We start from the raw sequence: 21344 nt of genomic DNA, 5'->3' as shown, positions 1-21344 counted from the left end.
GTCTCATCCCTCATTCTTCACAATAAATAATGGAACGCCTGCATCGGATGTTCCTGTAAATGTCATCACTTGTTTTTTTTGATTCTCATCCCAACAGGAAATAAATTTTCCTTTATACGTTATACCATCAATCATAATGACTGAATCTTTATTGCTGTTTTCTGACGATAATTCCCAGCTTCCCTTCACGTCCCCTGTTATTTCGCCAGATTTTTCTACATTGATGTCTTGTGGTTCCTTCATCTCATCAGAAATAAACTTATCAAACGAAATGAGGGTGTATGAGCCCGTTACTTGTCCAGCTGTATAGTTTGCAATCACTTCGCCACTGTATCGCATTGGTGCTACGATTGGCCACCCGTCTTGCGTAAAAAACATTTGATGAACGCGGACAGAATGATAGTCTCCGCCATTAGGGAACCTTGTATGGAAAATCAAATAGTATTGATTCGTTGACGCATCATAATAAGTGGAGTTATGCCCTGGTGACACATAACCCTGTCCCTCATACTCTTCATTGCTTGTGTAAAGGAAATTACCAATGAGCTTTACGCCCGAATTTTGGATGCTTCCATCATCAAATAAAGACCCATACTTTCCTTTCACTTGATCCATAAGCGTTCCTTCACTATCTTCATAGGGACCATTCGGTTGTTTGGATCTAGCTACACGAATATTATATCCACCGTCCGCATCAAGCCCACCATAGGATGTAAAAAGATAATAAAATCCAGTTTCTTGATTGTACTGAATATAAGGTGCCTCGATTCGACTGTGATTGCCGCCTAAAAGATGTGTTCCGTATGAATTACGATCTTTCGGCAATCCAGTTTGATCATCCATCTCTAAAATGAAGATCCCTCCAGAATAAGAACCATAAACCATCCATAGAACTCCTTCTTCATCGTAAAAAACATGTGGATCGATCGCGTTCGGATGAATCGTGGCATTATATGCTTCTCCAAATTGCGGAGACGATCCTGAATATAAGAAAGATTCTATTTTTTTATATGGACCATCAACTGTATCTGAAACAGCAACACCGATGACCGATAATGGCGATGTACCTTGACATAAACAATAGTATAGATAGTATTTGCCATTTTTAAATTGTTGAATATCACTCGCCCATAACGTATCGGTTTTAGCATAACTAAAATCATCGGCTAATTCCTCTCGAATATTTGTGAATAACTTATCCTCCGAGACCGAATTTGATAGTTGTTGCCAATTCATTAAATCTTTTGTCTTGGCAAACTGCATATGAGAGCCAATAATATAAAAAGTATCTTCGCTTTTGATTATTGAAGGATCATGGACACTTACATCAGAGTATTCTGGCGCTGAAAGTACTTGTTCCACATCAGCGGACTGCGCACATCCTGATACAGCAAACAAAAATGGTACACACATAAAAATCAGCTTTTTTCTCATACCTTCAGTAAACCTTTCTTATCATATCCAGCTAATATACATTTGCTGGCACTATACAGAAAAAACGATATTGCCACAAAGAACACCCAATGATAGGCTAGGCTTAAAATAGAGAATGATAGAATCATCAAAAGACTAACAATTGACTCTTTAGGTAATAGTAATGGACTCGCTAAAGCAAAGAGAGCCTTTTTGCGCCATCCTTCTTTACTCGCTCCCACTGCCAATATCAGATTCAACATCACTAGAATCACATAACTCATGAGCAACAGGATTGGCCATTGAAATAGCGCACGCATAAGGTCACTTTGTTGAATCATCAGTAATTCTACGTAGAGTATCGCTAGGATTATCGGGCATACTAAAATCCTCCATTTAAACACTCGAATCGTCGATAGATAATTGAGCCAAAACTGTTTAAAAATATCACTGTATGAATAGTAACCAATGAATAGATCTTTTTTATTCAAGATTTTCATAACTGCTAATGTACTAGGTAAAAATCCTACTACAAAAAAGCCTACTATATTACCAATCAGCCACAAAAGATTGAGTTCGATCAATAGCACACATGCATTGAGCCAATTCATTGCTTTGATAAACATGTTCTCACCCTTTCATACCAGAAAGTGCCACAGATTCGATAATTTGCTTTTGGAAAATAATAAAGACGATCAACACTGGAAGCAATGATACAACCGATGCTGCCATAATCAATGGATAATCTGTTTGAATAGCATATGCAGCATTCAGATTGGCAATAACAACTTGCAATGTTTGTTTTTCTGGACTGTTCAAGTAAATCAACGGTGCTAAATAATCATTCCACGCACCCATAAACCATAAGATAAATTGCGCCGCAACCGCTGGTCGAATCAATGGAAAAATCAAGCGGAAAAATGTTTGTAAATATCCAGCACCATCTATTTTTGCTGCTTCCACGATCGAATCCGGAATATTTGACAAGTATTGTCTTAAAAAGAAAATCATCGTGATATTTCCAAACATCCCAGGAATGATTAGGGGTAAAAGTGTATCGACCCATCCAACTTTTGAAAACAACATAAATTGCGGAATCATCACTGCTGGGTAAGGAATCATTAAAGCAGCTAAAAGGACTAGAAACAACAAGTCTTTATGAGGCATTCTCAATTTTGCAAATGAAAATGCAGCTAGACTGGAAGTCAATGTTCCCACCACTGTGACTGATAGAGAAACAATAATTGTATTTTTGATACCTGAAAACAACGTATCTAATTCTGACAATCTCTTGTATGCGTCAAACTGGATTGGATCTGGAATCCATTGTGGCGGCAATTGGAATACCCCCGACTTATCCTTCAATGATGTTGATATCATCCAAAGAAGCGGACCGACCATTACAATTGCTCCAAGGGATAGAATCAAAATAATGAGAATATTGCTTACTTTACTTTTTTTCATCTTGTTCCCTCCTAATCCAGTTTATAACTTGAACGATTGTTCATGTAGAATTGAAATGCTGTAATAGCAAATACCAATATCGCTAAGATAAGTGCCATACTACTTGCATAACCCATTTGCCAATTTTTAAAGGCTTTTTGCCAAATATACCAAACGACCGTTGCACTGCTGTATTGCGGGCCCCCGGTAGGTGTCATAATATTTATTTCTGTGAATATTTGTGATCCACCAATGATATTCGTTACTACTAAAAAGAAGGTAACTGGTCGAACCATTGGCCAAGTAATGTTTTTGAATTTTTGGAATGAAGATGCACCATCTAATTCAGCTGCTTCATAGAATGTTTTAGGTACACTTTGAATGGCAGCTAAATAAAGAAGCATCGAATAACCCAGACCTTTCCAAACGGTCATAATAATGATCGCTGGTTTCACAGTGGATGGATTTTGCAGCCAGTTGGGTCCATCAATACCAAAAATATCTAACACCTGATTCACCAAGCCAAAATCACCATTATATGCCCACTGCCATAAAATTGAGATGGCAGCCAAAGAGGAAATAACTGGAATGTAATAAATCGTTCTAAAAACAGTTGTTCCTTTAATACCTCTGCTTAAAGCGGATGCAAGCATGAAAGACAACATTAAGCCAATTGGGATACCCAACATTAAAAAGACTGTATTAAACATAGTTTTATAAAAGTATTCATCTTGAAAGAGTTTTCGAAAGTTTTCAAAACCGATAAAATTCATTTGTCCTAGTCCATTCCAATCTGTAAATGCAGCGTAAGCTGAATACACTAAAGGAACGAGCGAAAACAAAATAAAGCCAACTACAGGAAATAAAACAAATAAGAATGCAACTTTGTGTTCCTTTGCATAAAGACTATTTTTTTTCTTTCTATTTTTTATTCCGACTTGATTCATTAAGAGTCCCCTCCATAAAAATCTTTGGGGTCACAGCTAATGTGACCCCACCTGATTCTATTTTGCTGTTTCTTGCTGTTGAATCGCTGCATCCAATTTGTCTTGCATTTTTGGTTGTACTTCTTTCACATAATCTGCAGCTGTTTGATCCCCATCTAAAACAGGTTGAATATTGATAAAGAATTCATCGTACCATTCAGAGTTATAGGTTGTTGCAGCAGGCATTGCCCGTCCATAATCTTGAACAATATCTAAAAATTCTTGTTTATTATTTGGAACACTTTCTGTATCAGATGCCCATTCTTCAGCCATATCAATCAAGTTCGGAATTTGAATCTGTGCATCAACTAGTTGTTGTTGACCTTCTTCCGAAGCACTTAAATACTCCACAAGCTTCACCGCTTCATCCGGATATTCAGTTTTACTTGCTACACCAATTCCTAAAGAACCTACATAAGTTGCTGATTCACCAGTTGAACCTGCTGGCCATGGAATCAAATCATATTCGAAATCTAAACCAGCATACGTACTCATGTCCCAAGGACCTACTGGGAAGAAGGCAATTTCACCATTCATCCAGCGTTGGTACGTGTCTAATGTTTGGGCATCTGAGATAGAAGGTGTTAATTCATGAACATTTTGCAAATCAGCAAACCATTGTAATGCTTCCGCAAATTCTGGCGTGTCGACTGTGACCGTATCTTTATCCTCGTTGATCCAATCAGCTCCATTGCTCCATGCGAAGGCTTGTAAACTCCAGTTCACATTAAACCCAGTTGCCCATTGATCTACTTTTCCGTCACCATCAGAATCTTTGGTTAATTGTTTAGAAACATCAACAAACTCATCCCATGTATAAGGTGTATCAATATCAGGCAGTTCGATTCCAGCTTCTTCAAACATGTCTTTGTTATATCCCAGAGCAAATGGTCCTACATCTTTCGGCAGACCGTACAAAGCACCGGCTCCTACCTTTTCTCCATCATAACGATAACTATTTACGCCATATTCCCAGATATTCGAAAGATCAAAGTCTGAACCTTCAATTTGATCGGTAATATCCAAAAGAACACCATTATCTACATAAGCCATTAAATTTCCTTGCTCGATATAAAAGACATCTGGCATATTCCCGCCAGATATAGCCGCTTGCAATTTAGTCGCATACTGATCGGCATCTGTCGCAATAATTTTAACGCTTACATCATTGTCTTCTTCAAATTGTTTGATAGCTGTTTCATACGCTTTCTTTTCATCCTCACCACCACGAAACATAAAGGTGATTTCTTTACTTCCACTATCAGTATTTGAACTACTGCTATCCCCACTGTTGCCACAAGCACCTAACAATAAACTACTTAACCCTAAAACTGCTCCCGAAAAAAATACTTTTTTGATATCCATCTTTTCCATCCTCTCAAGTTTTATTGATGATCTGTAGCTTCAATGAATATAATCTTTCCCTCTATCAACTTTTATCATTTTCCTTATATAGATAAAATCAAAAAATAATTCCAAAAAAGAAAAGTAATGAAAGTTCAAATACGTCATTCTATATCCATTGATATAAACAAAATGAAACAAATGGTGTTTGCAAACACTTTCAACTTACAAGTAAATAATAACTTTAAATGTAATCGCTGTCAACAATATTTTGATTAATTTATTTAAAATAATATTCACATTAATTAATATAAACATTAACATACCACAAATAAAACAATGGTATTTACACATATTAGCAAATATGTTAACATTCAGATAAATATAGAGGACTGTAGGAGGTGTTTTGATGCAATTAGAAATCAATCAAGAGGCATTACCGGTGTATGAAGCCCTTGCAAGCAATGTCCGCATAAAAATTATTCAATTATTAGCAAAGAATAAAATGAATGTGAAAGAGATTGCGCAGGAGTTGGGTTTGAGTAGTGCGATTATTACCATGCACATCAAAAAACTAGAAGAAGCAAAGATTATTAAGACAGAACGAGTTGGGCAGCGAAAGATATCAAGCTTGCGCGTTGATCATATTGATATCAACTTCCCTGAAAAAATATTCAATGCATTTGATACTAGAGAGACGTCTATTCCTATCGGACATTATACCAATTATGCTGTAGAACCCACGTGCGGCTTGGCTACTTTATCAGGTTTTGTAGGACCGGTCGATGAACCAAAATATTTCATGGATCCCAATAGGATGGATGCAAGGATTTTGTGGTTTACAAAAGGTTTCGTTGAATATCAATCACCTAACTTTTTGGCCAATGAAGAGAAATTAGAAATGATGGAGATATCCATGGAAATTTCTTCCGAGTTTCCTTTTTCTAATAATAATTGGCCCTCAGACATTACATTTACTTTGAATGGTGTAGAATTAGGTACCTGGACGAGTCCGGGAGATTTTGCCGATATTCGCGGTAAGTATACACCTGATTGGTATCCAGATAATTTGAATCAATATGGACTGCTCAAAACCATTCGGGTCATGGATCACGGCACCTATATGGAAGGTGAACCCCTTTCTAGCATTACCATCAAAGATATTCCAGCTTACGAAGATACATGGCATCTGAAATTAGAAGTCAAAGAAACAGCCGAGCATATTGGTGGATGTACCCTTTTTGGTAAGGGATTCGGAAATTACGACCAAGACATCAAAATAAAAATGTTCTATAGTTGATCAATCAAAAAAAACATGAGTCATCAGCGCATAATTGCTGAGAAACTCATGGTTTTTTGATTTTATTTCGTATTGTGTATTATTTCTTCAAATGATAACTATAGGTGCTCACAATAATGTTTTCACGCCATGACAATCGGAAACGTAATCGCAGACTAGTTTGGTTGTGTAAAATATTTTGCCAGCGGTGTTTTGGCACAAACTGCGGAATGATGACCGTTGTTGTGTAATTGTGCTTGGCCGCATTTCGGCTGACTAAGTCTACGTAGCGAATGATTGGATTTTCAATCGAACGATACGATGAATGGACGATTGAAAAACGCACGTCTGGAAAATTCTGTTTGAATTCTTGCTGGATCTCTTTTTCTTTCTTGACATCTTCGTCTAAAGAAACGTGCATGGCGACAACGTAATCGCCAATCGATTGGGCATAATTCAACGCACCAACATTCACACGGGTCACATTCCCCACTAATACAATAACTGTATTGCCTTCATAGGCATGTAATTTGCCTTGTTTTTCCAAACGCAATTGTTCTGCGACGTTTTTGTAGTGGTCGTGGATCTTATAAAAGATAAACAGCAAAATCGGCATAATGATAAAGAATGGCCAAATATCACTCAATCGATAGACGAACAATATCCCGATGATCGCATACGAAATCAACGCACCAATGATGTTCGCCAATGATTTGAAGAACCAGCCTTTGCCTTCTTTTTTCCACTTCACGACCATGCCGGTTTGTGACAATGCAAAAGGAATGAAAACACCGATCGAATAAAGTGGAATCAAGCGTTCTGTTGATCCTTGGAAAATGAACAGCAAGACGATAGAACCTGCTGCCAAGGTCATGATCCCATTTGAGTAGCCTAAGCGATCCCCGCGGTCTTGATACATATGAGGCATATATTTGTCTTTAGCCAAGTTAAAGGCAAGTACTGGAAAGGCAGAAAACCCGGTGTTGGCTGCTACTGCCAAAATCAATGCGGTAGCAAATTGCAAGACGTAATACATAATGCCATGTCCGAAGACAGCCGCGCCAATTTGCGATAGTACAGTCACTTCAGTTTGCGGAACGATCCCATACCAATAGTTGATAAATGTGATACCTACAAAGAAGAAACCTAAGATTGCCGCCATGATCGTTAATGTTGCTGCAGCATTTTTGGCCCGTGGTTTCTTGAAAAACGGTACGGCATTACTGATGGCTTCAACCCCTGTTAAGGAAGAAGATCCGGAAGAAAAGGCCCGCAAAATCAATGCTACTGAAACGCCAGGTACCACAGCGCCAGGCAATGCGGTAGCATTCAATGGTTGTGCCCCAGTGATAATATTGAAGAGACCTACAACAATCAATATCGTGATCACTGCGATAAAAGTATAGACTGGAATCATTAAAAAAGACGCCGACTCTCTTAATCCCCGAAGATTCATCATCATGATCAACAGTACGATCATGATCGAGATTCCCACCTGATGACCATAAAGCGCAGGTACAGCAGAAGTAATAGCTTCCGCACCAGCGGATACCGATACTGCGACTGTCAACATATAATCGATCAGTAATGAGCCGCCAGCAATGAGGCCGGCATTTTTGCCCAAGTTTTCACTACTTACGACATAAGCGCCACCCCCATGCGGATAGGCATGAATGATTTGGCGATACGACAATGTCAATGAAATCAATAAAATAATCACAAATGCAGCAATCGGTAATGAGTACCAAATTGCAGCTGCCGATAAAGCTACTAACACCACCACGATTTGCTCAGTACCATATGCGATGGAAGATAACGCGTCGGAAGATAACAACGCTAGGGCAGCCGTTCTCGTCAATTTCTGATCATCATTTTCAGCAGATTTCAAAGGACGTCCGACCAACAAACGTTTTAAATAGTCCACTTCTTTTTACACTCCTTTTTTCATGAAAAATAATAGTTTAAAATGCCATAAAAACTGTAACAAATATTGAATTATCAAGATTGTATGCTACGCCTGAATAAAGAAAAAGTCAATGAAAATCAAATGAAAAATACACCGTAAAATGCTTTTCTATTTTTTAGAATTGGCTATTTGGTTGTAGAAAAAGCAGATAGAACAACAGGCTCTATCTGCTTTACATGTTAATGGAAAAAATGACTTTCTTTTGAGACATCACTCAATTTCTTAGATTTCTCACTAATATAAGGATAAACGAGTGTGCCGACAATGCCGAAGAATAGGAAGAGACATACCAAAATGATCACAGGTGCTGTGACATTTGGCCAATAAATACCTCCAGCTGACTCCCGCAATAAGTTCACAGCATGGGTAAATGGCAATAATGGGTTGATCATTTGGAAGAATTTCCCAGAGACTTGGATTGGATAATTCCCACCCCCACCGGAAATCGATAGTACCAAGATGATAATGGCAATCCCTTTCCCGAGGTTGCCAAAAAGCCCGGCTAAGACATATACGATCATCATAAAGGCCAATCCTACTAGCACTGCAAAGAGCACACTATATACAGGATTACGCACATCAACGCCTAAGAGGAACATATTCCCTAAAGTAACGATCAGACTTTGCGCAATCGCCATTGTTAAAAAGGTCAACATTCTAGCAACAAAAGTTTCTCTTTTTGTGAAACGTTGTTTGTCTTTCTTATCTAAATGATACTCTGTTGTTGCGACACTTGACAACAATAATGCCCCTACCCACAAACACAATGCAGTATAAAATGGGGTGCTGGCTGAACCATTGTTGGCAATTGGATAGATTTCATTGGTTTCCAAATCAACTGGTTGTTTGAAGAATTCTGCTTCTTCTGTTGCATCAAGTTTCAATAATTTGATGATTTCACCTAAATCGACTTCACTTTCGCCTTTGCGGATCGCATCAGCTGCTTTATGGATACCAGACTTGATATTTGGCCAATCATTATTGATCAAATCCACAGCTGCATCCAACGCTTTTTCAACTTCTGGCAGTTTTTCATCTACCATGTCCATCGTTGATGTGATCTCTGCTTTGACCGTTGGCCAATCATTTTGTAAAAAGTCCACGGCGATACCCAATTTGTCTTCAACGATTGGCAGCTCATTGTTATATAGATCCGCTCCTTTATTGATTGCTGCTACGATCTCATCCATATGTCCGTTGAGCATCGTATTGGCATCATGCAATTCTTGTTTGATTGCTGGCAATTCTTTTTGATACTTCTCTAAAATCGATACTGCGTTGCTGACAACATCTTTGGTTGATGACAACAATGAATCAAAGTCAATGTCTTGGGCTTTTTGCAACACATCTTCTGCTGTGGTGATCGTTGTGATCAATTTGGTCAGCACATTGTTGATCGTATCAGTGATTGAAGCAACATCGATACGATTCAATAAGCTACTAATATCTTGTGCTGCAGCTGTTACTTGATCTAGATATGCTGTGATGTCATCGACAGAACCTGTTTGCACCAATTGATCAAGGGAGCTTAAACGATTGGTTAAAACATCTAACAAATTTTTGGCATTGCTCAATTGGTCAATGATCGTTTGCAAGTCGCTATTGTTGCCCGCTTCTTGTATTTTGGTCATAAATGAGATCAATGAATCTAATGCTGTTTGCTGTTTTTGGATATCTTGTTGGAAATCTGCAATAACTGCGCGAATCGCTGCGCGTTCATCATCTGTTAGTTTATTATCATCCAATGCTTGACTGATCGTGTTGGTCAAACTAGCTGTTGTCGTCGCCACTTGACTCATGGCATCGATCGTCACTTCAACGCTGCTGGAAATACTTGGTAAAGCATCTTGCAATTGCTGTGCGCCATCTTTTGTCGCTGAGGCGAAGTCTGCGGCTTGGTTGCCTAAGTCTTCGATCTCAGGTAATGCTGCTTGGACTTGCTCGATGACCTGCAGCCCTTGTTTGGCAGTATCGATCCCATCTGTCATGGTGCTGGCGATGTCATCAAAATCTTCATCGATCATTTTTAATTGTTTGCCAGCATTTTGGATCTCAGGTATTTTTTCTTGCAGTGTTAAAATAATACTAGCTTCTTTTTTCAACGTTGGCATTTTGTCGTTCAAAGCAATCAATTTATCACCCATTGCATCGACTTGAGGAATATAATCCGTGAATTCTTCAGCCTTGGCGATCTTCTCTTTGATTTCCGGGAATTTTTCATGCAACGTCACGATTTCCTTGGTATATCCGTCAATCGTGTCCAAATTTTCATCGGTATCCAAAATCATGCTTTTGACCTTGTTGATACTCAATAAATTTGAATCGATATCATAGCCAATCTCATTAAAGACCTTTAAGAGCGTCGAACTGGCTGTTTCGATAAAGTCTTGTGAGATTTCTTCTTGCAAACTGCTGGCACCCTTAGAAGTGATTTTAGGCGCAATCGCATTGATTTTCTCATTGCTGTAATATTCGATCTTTGGTTTTTCTATCGTACCGCTGGTAAAACTGATCAGATCTTTCGAAAAATCCTTTGGTAAATAGATGCCCGCATAATACGCACCTGATTTGACACCTTCAACCAGTTCATCTTTAGAATCGACAAAACGCCAACCCAGCTGTGTATTGTCATGCAGCGTATCAATCACTTGATCCCCAATCTTGATTTGCGTTCCTTCAAAATCAGCGCCGCTATCTGCGCTATAAACCGCAATCGGCAACTCACTGGTATTGCCGTATGGATCCCAGAGTGCTTTGATATTGAACCACGCATAAAGCGAGGGCAAAATCATCAATGCGATGATCAAAAACGCTGCGATTGGATTGGTAAATATTCGTTTCCAATCTAATTTATATAAATAAAAAACATTTTTTAGTTTATTCATGTTGTTACTTCCCCCACTATTCTTATCGAAGGATAATTTAACACGTTTTTTGGCTTCACGCCAACGACTATGATCCCCTAGCGAAACGCATTTTGACAAAAGACCCTTTTTGTCAAAATGAAACCCCTTTACTTCTTGGTTTCATTCTGTGAATCATTACCTTTTCTTTAACTTTATCATGAAGTATAAAGTCTAGCCGAATGATATGTTTGCGCATGGATAGTTGACAAGGAAAAACGCCTTTTCCAAGAAAATGAAAAGGCGTTTGCACAAAGTTATTTTAACTGGTTGGTTTGCAGCAAGTGATACACAAATTGCAGCGAATCGGTTTCGGCAAACAGTTGCAGCGGCGCTTTATCTGCTTCCGTATATGTTTGCGGGAAACTTTGATCGGGAATCAAGACGACGTCGATCCCTGCTCTTGTTGCGGCCAATGCACCTAACAAAGAATCTTCCATGACCAACGCTTGATCCGCCGTTTTCCCAGCTTTTTCTAGCGTCAATAAATAAGGTGCTGGATCTGGTTTATGAGCGACTACATCATCGCCAAAAGTCATATAATCAAATGCTGTGACTAAATCAAAATGTGTCAGTAACTTTGCGGCCCGTTCTTTCATCGTAGAGGTGGCCAATGCAATCGTAAATCCTTTTTCCCGTGCTAAAGCCAATGTTTCTTTGGCATAAGGTTTCATTTGCAATGCGCCATTTGTCAACTGGGTTACGATAAAGCCTTCCCGTTCAGCACGTAATGTCTGCACCCGTTCGTGCCCACCAACTACCCGTGCCAACTGATCGGCTGTTTGTTGCCAGCTCTGGCCACGCCATGTGCTGATATCTTCGGCAGACAAAGGAATCTGGTGTTTTTCAAACAGCGCCAGCCAGCCTTCAAAATATATTTTTTCAGTATCTAGTAATAACCCGTCTAAATCGAAAATCAATAATTCCTTCATGGTTTCTCCTTTGGTTGATGGCTGATCAGGACAACGTGCGATTTTTTTCTGCTGCAGCATGGACGGCTTTCATGACTGCTGAACGAAAGCCGTTTTCTTCTAATGTTTTGATTGCTTGGATCGTTGTACCACCAGGAGATGTCACTTGATCTTTCAACACACCCGGGTGTTCATGGGTTTCTAAGACCATTTTTGCTGCACCTAGCACGGCTTGGGCTGCAAACTCATAAGCCATTGCGCGTGGCATGCCTTCTGCCACAGCACCATCTGCCAGTGCCTCAATAAACACGTAAGTATACGCTGGCGAAGAGCCGCTGACGCCAATCACTGCATCGATCATATTTTCAGGTACGACAGCTGCTTTGCCCATACTTTCAAAGAGTTGCTGTACAAATCGGGTATCCTCTTCAGTCGCAAGCGCATTGGGACTGATCGATGACATTCCTTCACCCACAAAGGATGGCGTATTGGGCATCACCCGGACGATTTTTTGCTGGCCTAAAACGCTCGTCATTTCCTCGATGGTGACTCCGGCCGCAATCGATACCAGCAACTGTTCATCTGTCAATAATGGTTTTAGCTGAGGCAGCAAACTTTTAAATACAAATGGTTTGACTGCTAAAACGATTACCTCTGCTTGCGCCACAGCTTCCGTCAATACGGTAGTTCCCTGGATTCCCGTTTCTTCTGCCAGTTGCTGCAATGTTGGGGCATAGCGATGGTTATAGACCACAATCTCATTTGCTGGATATAGGTTTGATTTGATCAACCCTTTGATAATGGCTTTTGCCATATTTCCAGCACCGATAAAAGCGATTTTTTTCATGTCTTCACTCTCCATTTCCGTTTTATTGTACCTTTATTTTGCGAAAAAAGCCTAATCAGAGACTAGGCTTCAAATTCGATCATGTAGGGATGCAACGCTGTATTATAGATTCCTTCGGTATACTCTACCACTTCTCCATGCATGTCATAAGAACAGCGAATACGCTTGAGCGCAGAAACTTCTGGGGTGATCATGAACTTCTGCTGTTCAGTCGTCAACGTAATCCCAACAAATGCATCTTCAAAGCGATCGATCACCATCCGATGCTCATCCAACAGGCGATAGAGGGATTTTTCTTCTAATTCATCGATGGATGAGCCTTTTAGTTGGATCGGCAAGTGATATTCATAATAAATAAAAGGCTGATGATCAAAATAATACAACCGCTTCAAGCGCATGACTTCTTTGCCCATCAATGTATAGGCAGGATGATCTGGAGTCAACGTCACTCGCGTAAACTCCAAATTTTTCTTGGTATATTCTTTTCCGGTCCTTTCCAACAATTGGCTGAAGGTCGTGCCTTTGGACAACCGATTATATGGACGATTGCTCAACACCGTCGTCCCTCGACCACTGCGTTTTTCGACGTATTCATCAGCAGCCAACAGTTCGATGGCTTTTCGGACAGTGATTTTACTGACTTTAAAGGTTGCTTCTAGCTCGGTTTCAGTCGGTAAAAACGAACCAATCGGATATTTGCCGGATAAAATATCTTCTTTGATTTTATCCGCCACATCACGATACAAAATATGTTTGCGTTTCATGGCTGTTCGTGCCTTTCTTTGTGCATTTTTTAAGGACTATTCTTCAAAAGGTTGGGTTTCTTCCGCTTGTGGTTCAATCAGGACTTTACGTGGCTTGCTGCCTTCAGAAGGGCCAACGATCCCTTGTGCCTCTAATTCATCGACCAACCGAGCAGCTCGGTTATACCCAACGCGGAAACGACGTTGCAAAAGAGAGACGCTAGCGGTCTGCATATCGATCACCAATGCTTTGGCCTCTTCAAACAATTCATCTTGCGGTTGACCGCTATTACTGCTGGTGGTTTCTTCTTCTGTGACCATCATTTTTTCTTCATAGTTGGCTTCTTGCTGATCTGTCACAAAAGCGACGATGCGTTCAACTTCGTGATCGGAAATAAAGGCGCCTTGGACACGGATTGGTTTGTTCTCACCCATTGGCAAGTACAGCATGTCCCCGCGGCCCAATAGTTTTTCAGCGCCATTGCTATCGATGATCGTCCGTGAATCAACACCACTGGAAACCGCAAATGCCATTCTTGAAGGTACATTGGCTTTAATGATCCCCGTGATGACATCGACACTTGGCCGTTGGGTCGCCAAAATCATGTGGATTCCGGCTGCCCGCGCCATTTGTGCCAAACGAATAATGGCATCTTCGACTTCATTACTCGCCACCATCATCAAGTCCGCCAACTCATCGACGATCACGACAATGAAGGGCAAAATTGGCCGATTTTCGCCATCTTCTAAGTTCTTATTGATGACCAATTCATTGTACCCAGTAATATTTCGCACGCCCGTAGCTGCAAATTTTTCGTAGCGTTCTTCCATTTCTTTGACCACTTTTTGCAAGGCTTGTGCTGCTTTGCGGGGATTAGTCACAACTGGTGTCAACAAATGCGGTATCCCATTGTAGACATTCAATTCTACCATTTTGGGATCGATCATCATCAATTTGACTTCATGGGGTTTGGCCCGCATCAAAATACTGGTGATGATTCCATTGATTGCAACAGATTTCCCACTACCAGTGGACCCTGCAATCAATAAATGGGGCATTTTGGTTAGATCGGCTGTTTGGACCCGGCCAGAGATGTCTCGTCCCAACGGTACTTCTAGTAATTGATCCGGATGATCTGGTTGTGCATCGATCACTTCTCGGAAAGACACCATACTAATAGCACTGTTAGGCACTTCGATCCCAATCAACGATTTACCAGGAATCGGTGCTTCCATCCGCACATCTTTGGCTGCTAACGCCAAGGCGATATCATCGGTCAAGCCAACGATTTTGCTGACTTTTACCCCAACTGCCGGTTGCACTTCAAACTTGGTCACCGCTGGACCAAGACTTGCCTTCACGACTTTGGCATCCACGCCAAAACTTTGAAACGTTGTTTCGAGCACGCCGATGTTTTTTTCGATCTTTTTGTATTCACTGCTCTGGTCAGTTGCTGGAATGGAATCAAGCAATTCTGCCGATGGCAATTCGTAATCTCGATTCTCGGCTTCTTCGGATATCTCAAACTCCAATACTTCGCCGTCATCATCTAAGATCTCACCATCTTCATTGACGCGCTTGCTTGGTTTTGCCGCATCTGCAGCAGGGTGCGGTGCTTGGTCAGCTGTCGTAGCTGCAGCTTTGGGAATCTCTTGAAAATGATCGATCGGTACGAAGCTTAATTGCTCCGGCTCAAAATTCTCGGGGGTCTGCGCTTGTTCTTGTTTTGCTAGCTTTTCCCCTTCGGTCATTGGTCGTACTTGATTTTTCTCTTTGATTTCAGCTAAAACAGCTGCCCGTTCAGCTTCTTTTTTGGCTTGTTTTTCAGCCGCTTTCTCTGCTTTGCGGGCTTCTTTTTCTGCTTGCTTTTCTGGGGAGCCTTCTAAGAAGCGTTGCAGTTTATCACCCACCGTTTGCAAATGCTCCAATAGCTCGTGACTGTGCATATTGCTGAACAAAAAACCGCCGACTAGCATCAGCAAAACGGCTACAATATAACTGCCGATTTGTGACACGAGAAAATAACTGCCATTATACAGCAATGCCCCAGTCATCCCACCACCGACGTTTTGACTGACTTGACTGCGGCGAATATCTCCCAGCAATGTTGTCCAAGTCGTTTGCAGGACATTGGTTTGTTCACTGATCACATTGCCAAAGAGATGCGCATGTAAGATGATCAAAATGCCAAAATAAATCAAAAGACAACCGATGATTCGGCGAATATGCTGAAAGCGGGCTTCCGTTGTTTTGATTGCTAACCAAATACCATAAGCTGCTAACGCTATACAAAGCACACGGTAGGTATTTCCCCCAACGATGCGAAAGCCGTTGGCGATCAATGTACCTAAAAAGCCTAAATGGAAAAAGCCGAATATCGAAAATAAGATAAACACTAAGCCAATACCGACTAATAATAGTTTTTCTTGTTGTTTTTGCTGTTTTTTTGTTTTGCGTTTCTTCGCGCGTTTTTTTTGCGCCATGTCTATCCCTCTTTTCATCTTTTCCTATTATAACGAAAAAAGAAGGCGAACAAAAGTTTTCCTGTGAGAATTTTTTTAGAATCACACAAAATTTTACCAAAAAACTTCTATTATATACAAAAAAAGTGAACCACCCTCGTGAGGACAGTCCGCTTTCTTTGAGATAGTCGCTTTATTTCGGTGTGACATCTTCACCAAACCATTTTTCTGAGATCTCAGCGAAGGTCCCATTTTCTTGTAATGTTTTTAAGCCTTCGTTGATTTTGTCAGCCAATGCTTGGTCATCTTTACGTACACCTACGGCAAAATCTTCTGCTTCAAATGGACTTTCGATTTCATTATAGTCCTCCGTTTTGCCTGTTTGCGTTAAGTAGTATTCTGCATAGACACGGTCGATCAGCAAGCCATCAATACGCCCATTTTCCAAATCGATAAAGGCTTCATTGAAGCTGGCATACAAGGTTGCATCGTTGTCTGCAACAATGTCTTTTAGAACTTCCGGCTGGTTGTTGAAGGTATCATAACCAGAAGAACCCTCTTGTGCACCTAATACTTTATCCTTCATGTCATCAAATGAGGTGATATTGCTTGATTTTGCTGTAACCAAGACTTGCTTATTCTCCATATAGGTATCCGAAAACAACACTTTCTTGACCCGGGCATCGGTTTTTGTGTAGCCGTTCCAAATCATATCGATCGTTCCATTGTCTAGTTCTGTTTCTTTCATTGACCAATCGATGGCTTGGAAGGTTACTTTGGTTCCAGTCAGATCAAAGACAGCTTTCGCAAGATCCACATCAAACCCTACGATCTCCCCTTGGTCATCTTGGAAGCCCATTGGTACGAAAGTATCATCTAATCCTACGATGACTTCGTCCTTGTCAGCGGCACTTTCAGTTGCCTCATTGCTGTTCCCACATGCTGCAAATAAAAGTACGCTGGCTGCAGCTGTTAAAGATAGTAATAGTTTTTTCATTTTTTTCTCCCCCTTATTTTCCTGTTACTTCTAATAGTTGATCGCCAATGTTCTTGGCAAAAACCAAATCATGGGTCACCACGATCTGTGTCACACCTTCTTCTTTCAAATCAAGGATCAAGCGCTCGACTTGTTGTCTCAAGCCCGGATCTAAAGCGCTGGTTGGTTCATCATAGGCCAAGACTTTAGGGTTCATCGCCATGGCTCGGGCAATCGCTACCCGTTGGCGTTGTCCACCGGACAATTGGAAGGGATATTGATTCAGCAATTCTTCTAAGCCGAGTTGTTGCGCCAAAGCTTCAGCTTTTTCAGTGTAGATTGCTTTGTCTTGCTTCAACACCATTTTTGGTGCCAATGTGATATTGTCAAAGACCGATAAATGCGGAAACAGTTGAAAATCTTGGAAGACAACACCCACGACTTGTTCTTGCTCTTTCGTATCTGTTGGATCAAAAGCTTTTCCGTCTAACAAAAATGTACCCGAGTCAATCGTTTCCAAACCTGCCAGCGTCCGCAACAGTGTCGTTTTCCCACCGCCAGAAGGACCAACCACAGCTAAGATACTGCCGTCTTCAATCGTTAGATCTAAGTCATCGATGACTTTTTTACTGCCAAAAGATTTTGATATGTTTTTGAGTTGTAACATGATATTCCTCCTAACGGTAATAATCCAATTTACTTTCGAGTTGTTTTAACAGTAAAGTGAAAATCCCTGTCATCAACAGGTAGATCAGCGCTACACCTAATAGCGGCAATAAAGTGCTATCACGTTCCATCGCAATTTTTCCGATCCGCATGACATCCGATAATCCTAAGATATAGACGAGCGATGTGTCTTTGACTAGATTGATCACTTCATTTCCCACAGAAGGTAAGGTGATTTTGACCACTTGCGGGATAATGATTTTACGGATCGTTTGGATTGGGTTCAAACGTAAGACTTTCGCCGCTTCATACTGGCCGTCTGGTATCGATTGAATCCCGCCTCGGAAGATTTCCGCAAAATAGGCTGCATAGTTGATGACAAAAGCAATCAAGGCTGCATCAAAACGGTCGAAAACGATGTTCAAGATCGGCAAACCATAAAAAACAAAAATCAGTTGCAACAATAAAGGTGTGCCCCGCATCAACCACACATAGACTTGGACAAAAAATTTCAATACTTTCAAACGGCTAGCCAATACGAAAGCCAACAAGATCCCTAATGGAATCGATCCTAGCAAAGTCAGTGCAAATAATTTGATGGTGATACCTGCACCAGACAACAATTGCGGCATCACATTGATTAAATAATCAAACATAAAAAATTCCTCCTTAAACAAATAAATATACATGAAAAACAAAAAGCACGTGCTCCAGCCTATGCCAGAGGACGTGCTACACGTGGTTCCACCTCAATTTGCCTTTCCCTCGCAGAAAAAGCCTCAAGCAGTCAAATGATGGTCTTTCAAGTGTACACGCGCCAAGTGAGATAAAAAAACGTCCTTTAGCCATTACAGCTAAAGGACGTTATCAACGCGGTTCCACCTTTGTTTATCAGTGCCTCACGGCAATCTGATCTTAGAAAGTCATCTATCAATGACTGCAGCGCTAACGGGCATACCCGGTCTTCCCTACTCAACCTTCGGAAAAACGACTCCAAGATGTGGTTCACAACCCTGCGCTGTCTCTTTGCACCAACCAGAGACTCTCTTCAAACAGCAAGCTTTGCTACTCTTCTTTTCGATGTCTGTTTCATTAAGTTGAGTCTTACTTTACGCGCTCTGAAGGAAATTGTCAAACATTTTTTTGAAAATGTTAAAAAAATGATTTTTTATGCACTGATTGTTGCTATTTTTTAGCCAAAATATGCTTCTGCTAATTTTTGGCCTTGTTCGATTTTGGCCCATTGCTGTGCAACAGACAATTCATTGCCGCAGTCACATGAAGCAAAACCGCATTGATGCGACAAGTATAAACGGTCTTTTGGTAAAATCTCACTGGCTTTGTCTAACAAAGCCAGTACCCGGTCTTCATCATCCAAAGAAGCTGTTTTACTTGATAATAAGCCTAAAACAACTTCAACATTTGGCCGGTCCTTCAATGCTTCCAAAGCTGAAATATCTCCCGCACGGTCGTCATCCCACTCTAAGAAGAAACGATCATAGTGTTGATCTTTGAGGAATTTCTCAGCGATTGCTTTGTAGGTACCGCTAGCTGCTGAACGGCTTTGGTAATTGCCGCGACAGTTGTGGGTCCAAACTTTTAGTCCCAATTCATGGGCGAAGTCAGCGACTTCATTGTTGATTGCCACAAATTCATCTGCCAACGATTCTAATCCCGCATTGCCTGCAGCGAAAAAGCTCTTGTCATTATCATCCGCAAATAATTCCCATAAACAGTCATCAAACTGGACGATTTCACCGCCAGCATCTTTGTACTCTTGCAAAAATTCTTTATACGCATGGATCAAACCTGCACGCAAGTCTTCTTTTGTGGCATATACTTGTCCTTCGCCGACTAAATCATTGAAGAAAGTCAATTCAGTAAAGGCATGGGCGGCACCCCAAACAGTGATTTTGACTGTGTCATCTCCTGCTTGTGCTTTGGTTTCTTTGAATAGCGTCAAATAATGATGGTTTTTACCTGACAAAGGTTTCGTGATACGAATGCCAATATCTTTACGGGTTTCAAAATCACCGCCGTCCAAATCTTCAAAAGCATAACCACGATCAGCGATGTAACGCTCTACCCCCTCTAAGCCCCATAAGAAATCGAGATGCCACATAGAACGGCCATGTTCGCCATCGGTAATCACTGTCAATCCATGTTCTTTTTGGGCAGCAATGATGTCCTCGATGGCTTTGCTTTCAGTTTCTTGATAGCCAGGAAAGGCGTCATAAAACGGATATTGAATGTCATCACGGTGTTCGATTTTATTTTTGTACGCTAATAAGTCTTGCGGACGTAACAAAGAGCCTACAAGTTGAAATTTGTCAGTTGCCATATTATTTTTCCCCCTATGCAAAATTGTTAGATTTATTCTAGCAAACATCCTATACTATAGATAATACTTATAAACTTATATATACTATAGGCTATACCTATAACAGAGGAGTTCATTATGCGCATCCAACAACTAGAGTATTTAGAAAAAATCGTGGAAACCGGCTCTTTCAACGAAGCTGCAAAACAATTATTTATCAGTCAGCCCTCTTTATCACAAGCCATGAAAGAGTTAGAAAAAGAGTATGACCTGCAGCTTTTTTATCGAAGCAAACTAGGAGTCACATTGACCGATGAAGGTCGTGCGTTTATCAACTATGCCCGCAACATATTAGATCAGGTCAATTTGTTAGACGAACGTTTTCGCAAAGATACTGCCAGGAAACATGTATTTAGTGTATCTGCCCAGCATTATGCCTTTGTCGTACATGCTTTTGTCGAACTGGTCAAACGCATCGGCGAAGATGAATTTCAATTTACCCTGCGAGAAACCCAAACCCAAAATGTTTTGGATGATATTCAGACTTTTAAGAGTGAACTAGGCGTCATTTATCTCAATGATTTCAATAAAACGGTCTTGCAACGCTTGATCAGCGAAAAAGACTTGCAATTTATTCCTTTGTTTGAAGCACGCCCCCACGTCTTTGTTGGTCGAAACAATCCATTGACCAAAAAATCAGCCATCACATTGGCTGATTTAGCAGACTATACGTATCTATCTTATGAACAAGGCGAAACCAACTCTTTTTACTTTTCGGAGGAAATTTTGAGTACTTTGCAACGCAAAAAACATATTCGTATCAGTGACCGCGCCACGATTTTTAATCTGATGGTAGGATTGAATGGCTATACTATCAGTTCAGGTATCATCAGTAGTGAACTCAATGATGAAAAAATCGTCGCGATCCCCCTCGCTGTCGAAGATTCGATGACACTAGGCTATTTAAAACATAAGAAAATGGAGCTGAGTGAGATAGCGCAAGAATATCTGACATTGCTCAAGCAGCATATCCGAAATTACGGCTTTACGATTTTTGATTAAACCAGCTGCTTGCCTGAGATTT

General features: G+C 40.6%; 17 protein-coding genes and 1 other annotated feature. Of the genes, 2 read left to right on the top strand and 15 right to left on the bottom strand.

The features are described 5' to 3' along the window. Positions 1-3: 3 nt before the first annotated feature. The 5 genes from IGI41_RS02005 to IGI41_RS01985 are packed head-to-tail and all read right to left on the bottom strand — an operon-like array spanning position 4 to position 5207. A complete protein-coding gene (locus IGI41_RS02005; RefSeq protein WP_430611006.1) occupies positions 4-1434 on the bottom strand; it encodes a glycoside hydrolase family 43 protein in 1431 nt (476 codons plus the stop codon). Then, a complete protein-coding gene (locus IGI41_RS02000; RefSeq protein ID WP_430611005.1) occupies positions 1431-2039 on the bottom strand; it encodes a DUF624 domain-containing protein in 609 nt (202 codons plus the stop codon). Before IGI41_RS02000 ends, IGI41_RS02005 begins: the two co-directional genes overlap by 4 nt. 4 nt (positions 2040-2043) lie before the next feature. Then, complete coding sequence (locus IGI41_RS01995; RefSeq protein WP_430611003.1) at positions 2044-2877, bottom strand: carbohydrate ABC transporter permease; 834 nt, start codon at positions 2875-2877, stop codon at positions 2044-2046. Between the two features lie 11 nt (positions 2878-2888). After that, the gene (locus IGI41_RS01990) at positions 2889-3803 is read right to left on the bottom strand and encodes a carbohydrate ABC transporter permease (protein WP_430611002.1); all 915 of its coding nucleotides are present in this window, start codon (positions 3801-3803) and stop codon (positions 2889-2891) included. 57 nt (positions 3804-3860) lie between these two features. Continuing rightward, positions 3861-5207, bottom strand: coding sequence for an ABC transporter substrate-binding protein (locus tag IGI41_RS01985; RefSeq protein WP_430611000.1), 1347 nt, complete (start codon positions 5205-5207; stop codon positions 3861-3863). Positions 5208-5595: 388 nt separating this feature from the next. Here IGI41_RS01985 and IGI41_RS01980 point away from each other — a divergent pair, with 388 nt between their 5' ends. Next, positions 5596-6486 (top strand): ArsR/SmtB family transcription factor, encoded by an 891-nt coding sequence (locus IGI41_RS01980; RefSeq protein WP_430610998.1) that lies wholly within the window; start codon positions 5596-5598, stop codon positions 6484-6486. A gap of 79 nt (positions 6487-6565) precedes the next feature. On the opposite strand, the gene IGI41_RS01975 is transcribed toward IGI41_RS01980, so the two are convergent. The 10 genes from IGI41_RS01975 to IGI41_RS01930 form a co-directional block, all read right to left on the bottom strand. Further along, positions 6566-8389 carry an APC family permease gene (locus tag IGI41_RS01975; RefSeq protein WP_430610997.1) on the bottom strand — a complete coding sequence of 608 codons (1824 nt, stop codon included), beginning with the start codon at positions 8387-8389 and terminating at the stop codon, positions 6566-6568. A 221-nt stretch (positions 8390-8610) separates the two neighbouring features. Next, a complete protein-coding gene (locus IGI41_RS01970; RefSeq protein WP_430610995.1) occupies positions 8611-11316 on the bottom strand; it encodes a YhgE/Pip family protein in 2706 nt (901 codons plus the stop codon). Between the two features lie 275 nt (positions 11317-11591). Beyond that, a complete protein-coding gene (locus IGI41_RS01965) occupies positions 11592-12326 on the bottom strand; it encodes an HAD family hydrolase (RefSeq protein ID WP_430610994.1) in 735 nt (244 codons plus the stop codon). Next, positions 12292-13107 (bottom strand): pyrroline-5-carboxylate reductase, encoded by an 816-nt coding sequence (gene proC / locus IGI41_RS01960; protein WP_430610992.1) that lies wholly within the window; start codon positions 13105-13107, stop codon positions 12292-12294. The genes IGI41_RS01965 and proC overlap by 35 nt, the downstream gene beginning before the upstream one ends. A gap of 47 nt (positions 13108-13154) precedes the next feature. After that, complete coding sequence (locus tag IGI41_RS01955; RefSeq protein WP_430610991.1) at positions 13155-13856, bottom strand: GntR family transcriptional regulator; 702 nt, start codon at positions 13854-13856, stop codon at positions 13155-13157. A gap of 36 nt (positions 13857-13892) precedes the next feature. Beyond that, complete coding sequence (locus tag IGI41_RS01950; protein ID WP_430610990.1) at positions 13893-16319, bottom strand: DNA translocase FtsK; 2427 nt, start codon at positions 16317-16319, stop codon at positions 13893-13895. 172 nt (positions 16320-16491) lie between these two features. Further along, positions 16492-17295, bottom strand: a complete 804-nt coding sequence (locus tag IGI41_RS01945; protein WP_430610988.1) for a transporter substrate-binding domain-containing protein — start codon at positions 17293-17295, stop codon at positions 16492-16494. Positions 17296-17308: 13 nt separating this feature from the next. Beyond that, positions 17309-17941: an amino acid ABC transporter ATP-binding protein gene (locus tag IGI41_RS01940; protein WP_430610986.1), complete on the bottom strand. Its 633-nt coding sequence runs from the start codon at positions 17939-17941 to the stop codon at positions 17309-17311. A gap of 10 nt (positions 17942-17951) precedes the next feature. After that, a complete protein-coding gene (locus IGI41_RS01935; RefSeq protein WP_430610984.1) occupies positions 17952-18596 on the bottom strand; it encodes an amino acid ABC transporter permease in 645 nt (214 codons plus the stop codon). Positions 18597-18794: 198 nt separating this feature from the next. After that, positions 18795-19030: a binding site (T-box leader), on the bottom strand. Between the two features lie 102 nt (positions 19031-19132). Continuing rightward, complete coding sequence (locus tag IGI41_RS01930; RefSeq protein WP_430610982.1) at positions 19133-20281, bottom strand: cobalamin-independent methionine synthase II family protein; 1149 nt, start codon at positions 20279-20281, stop codon at positions 19133-19135. 117 nt (positions 20282-20398) lie between these two features. Here IGI41_RS01930 and IGI41_RS01925 point away from each other — a divergent pair, with 117 nt between their 5' ends. Continuing rightward, on the top strand, positions 20399-21322 hold the full coding sequence (locus IGI41_RS01925) for a LysR family transcriptional regulator (protein WP_430610980.1): 924 nt from the start codon (positions 20399-20401) through the stop codon (positions 21320-21322). Positions 21323-21344: the final 22 nt, after the last annotated feature.

This window comes from Enterococcus sp. DIV0876, from assembly GCF_050529585.1.
Taxonomy (GTDB): domain Bacteria; phylum Bacillota; class Bacilli; order Lactobacillales; family Enterococcaceae; genus Enterococcus_D.
The sequence above is the reverse complement of the archived record's forward strand: the minus strand, read 5'-3'. Positions and strand labels throughout refer to the sequence as shown.

What these genes read in the sequence shown, in the direction of transcription:
- IGI41_RS02005 (WP_430611006.1), bottom strand. Translation starts at nt 1,434, where the DNA reads ATGAGAAAAAAGCTGATTTTTATGTGTGTACCATTTTTGTTTGCTGTA.
- IGI41_RS02000 (WP_430611005.1), bottom strand. Translation starts at nt 2,039, where the DNA reads ATGTTTATCAAAGCAATGAATTGGCTCAATGCATGTGTGCTATTGATC.
- IGI41_RS01995 (WP_430611003.1), bottom strand. Translation starts at nt 2,877, where the DNA reads ATGAAAAAAAGTAAAGTAAGCAATATTCTCATTATTTTGATTCTATCC.
- IGI41_RS01990 (WP_430611002.1), bottom strand. Translation starts at nt 3,803, where the DNA reads ATGAATCAAGTCGGAATAAAAAATAGAAAGAAAAAAAATAGTCTTTAT.
- IGI41_RS01985 (WP_430611000.1), bottom strand. Translation starts at nt 5,207, where the DNA reads ATGGATATCAAAAAAGTATTTTTTTCGGGAGCAGTTTTAGGGTTAAGT.
- IGI41_RS01980 (WP_430610998.1), top strand. Translation starts at nt 5,596, where the DNA reads ATGCAATTAGAAATCAATCAAGAGGCATTACCGGTGTATGAAGCCCTT.
- IGI41_RS01970 (WP_430610995.1), bottom strand. Translation starts at nt 11,316, where the DNA reads ATGAATAAACTAAAAAATGTTTTTTATTTATATAAATTAGATTGGAAA.
- IGI41_RS01965 (WP_430610994.1), bottom strand. Translation starts at nt 12,326, where the DNA reads ATGCTGCAGCAGAAAAAAATCGCACGTTGTCCTGATCAGCCATCAACC.
- proC (WP_430610992.1), bottom strand. Translation starts at nt 13,107, where the DNA reads ATGGAGAGTGAAGACATGAAAAAAATCGCTTTTATCGGTGCTGGAAAT.
- IGI41_RS01955 (WP_430610991.1), bottom strand. Translation starts at nt 13,856, where the DNA reads ATGAAACGCAAACATATTTTGTATCGTGATGTGGCGGATAAAATCAAA.
- IGI41_RS01950 (WP_430610990.1), bottom strand. Translation starts at nt 16,319, where the DNA reads ATGGCGCAAAAAAAACGCGCGAAGAAACGCAAAACAAAAAAACAGCAA.
- IGI41_RS01945 (WP_430610988.1), bottom strand. Translation starts at nt 17,295, where the DNA reads ATGAAAAAACTATTACTATCTTTAACAGCTGCAGCCAGCGTACTTTTA.
- IGI41_RS01940 (WP_430610986.1), bottom strand. Translation starts at nt 17,941, where the DNA reads ATGTTACAACTCAAAAACATATCAAAATCTTTTGGCAGTAAAAAAGTC.
- IGI41_RS01935 (WP_430610984.1), bottom strand. Translation starts at nt 18,596, where the DNA reads ATGTTTGATTATTTAATCAATGTGATGCCGCAATTGTTGTCTGGTGCA.
- IGI41_RS01930 (WP_430610982.1), bottom strand. Translation starts at nt 20,281, where the DNA reads ATGGCAACTGACAAATTTCAACTTGTAGGCTCTTTGTTACGTCCGCAA.
- IGI41_RS01925 (WP_430610980.1), top strand. Translation starts at nt 20,399, where the DNA reads ATGCGCATCCAACAACTAGAGTATTTAGAAAAAATCGTGGAAACCGGC.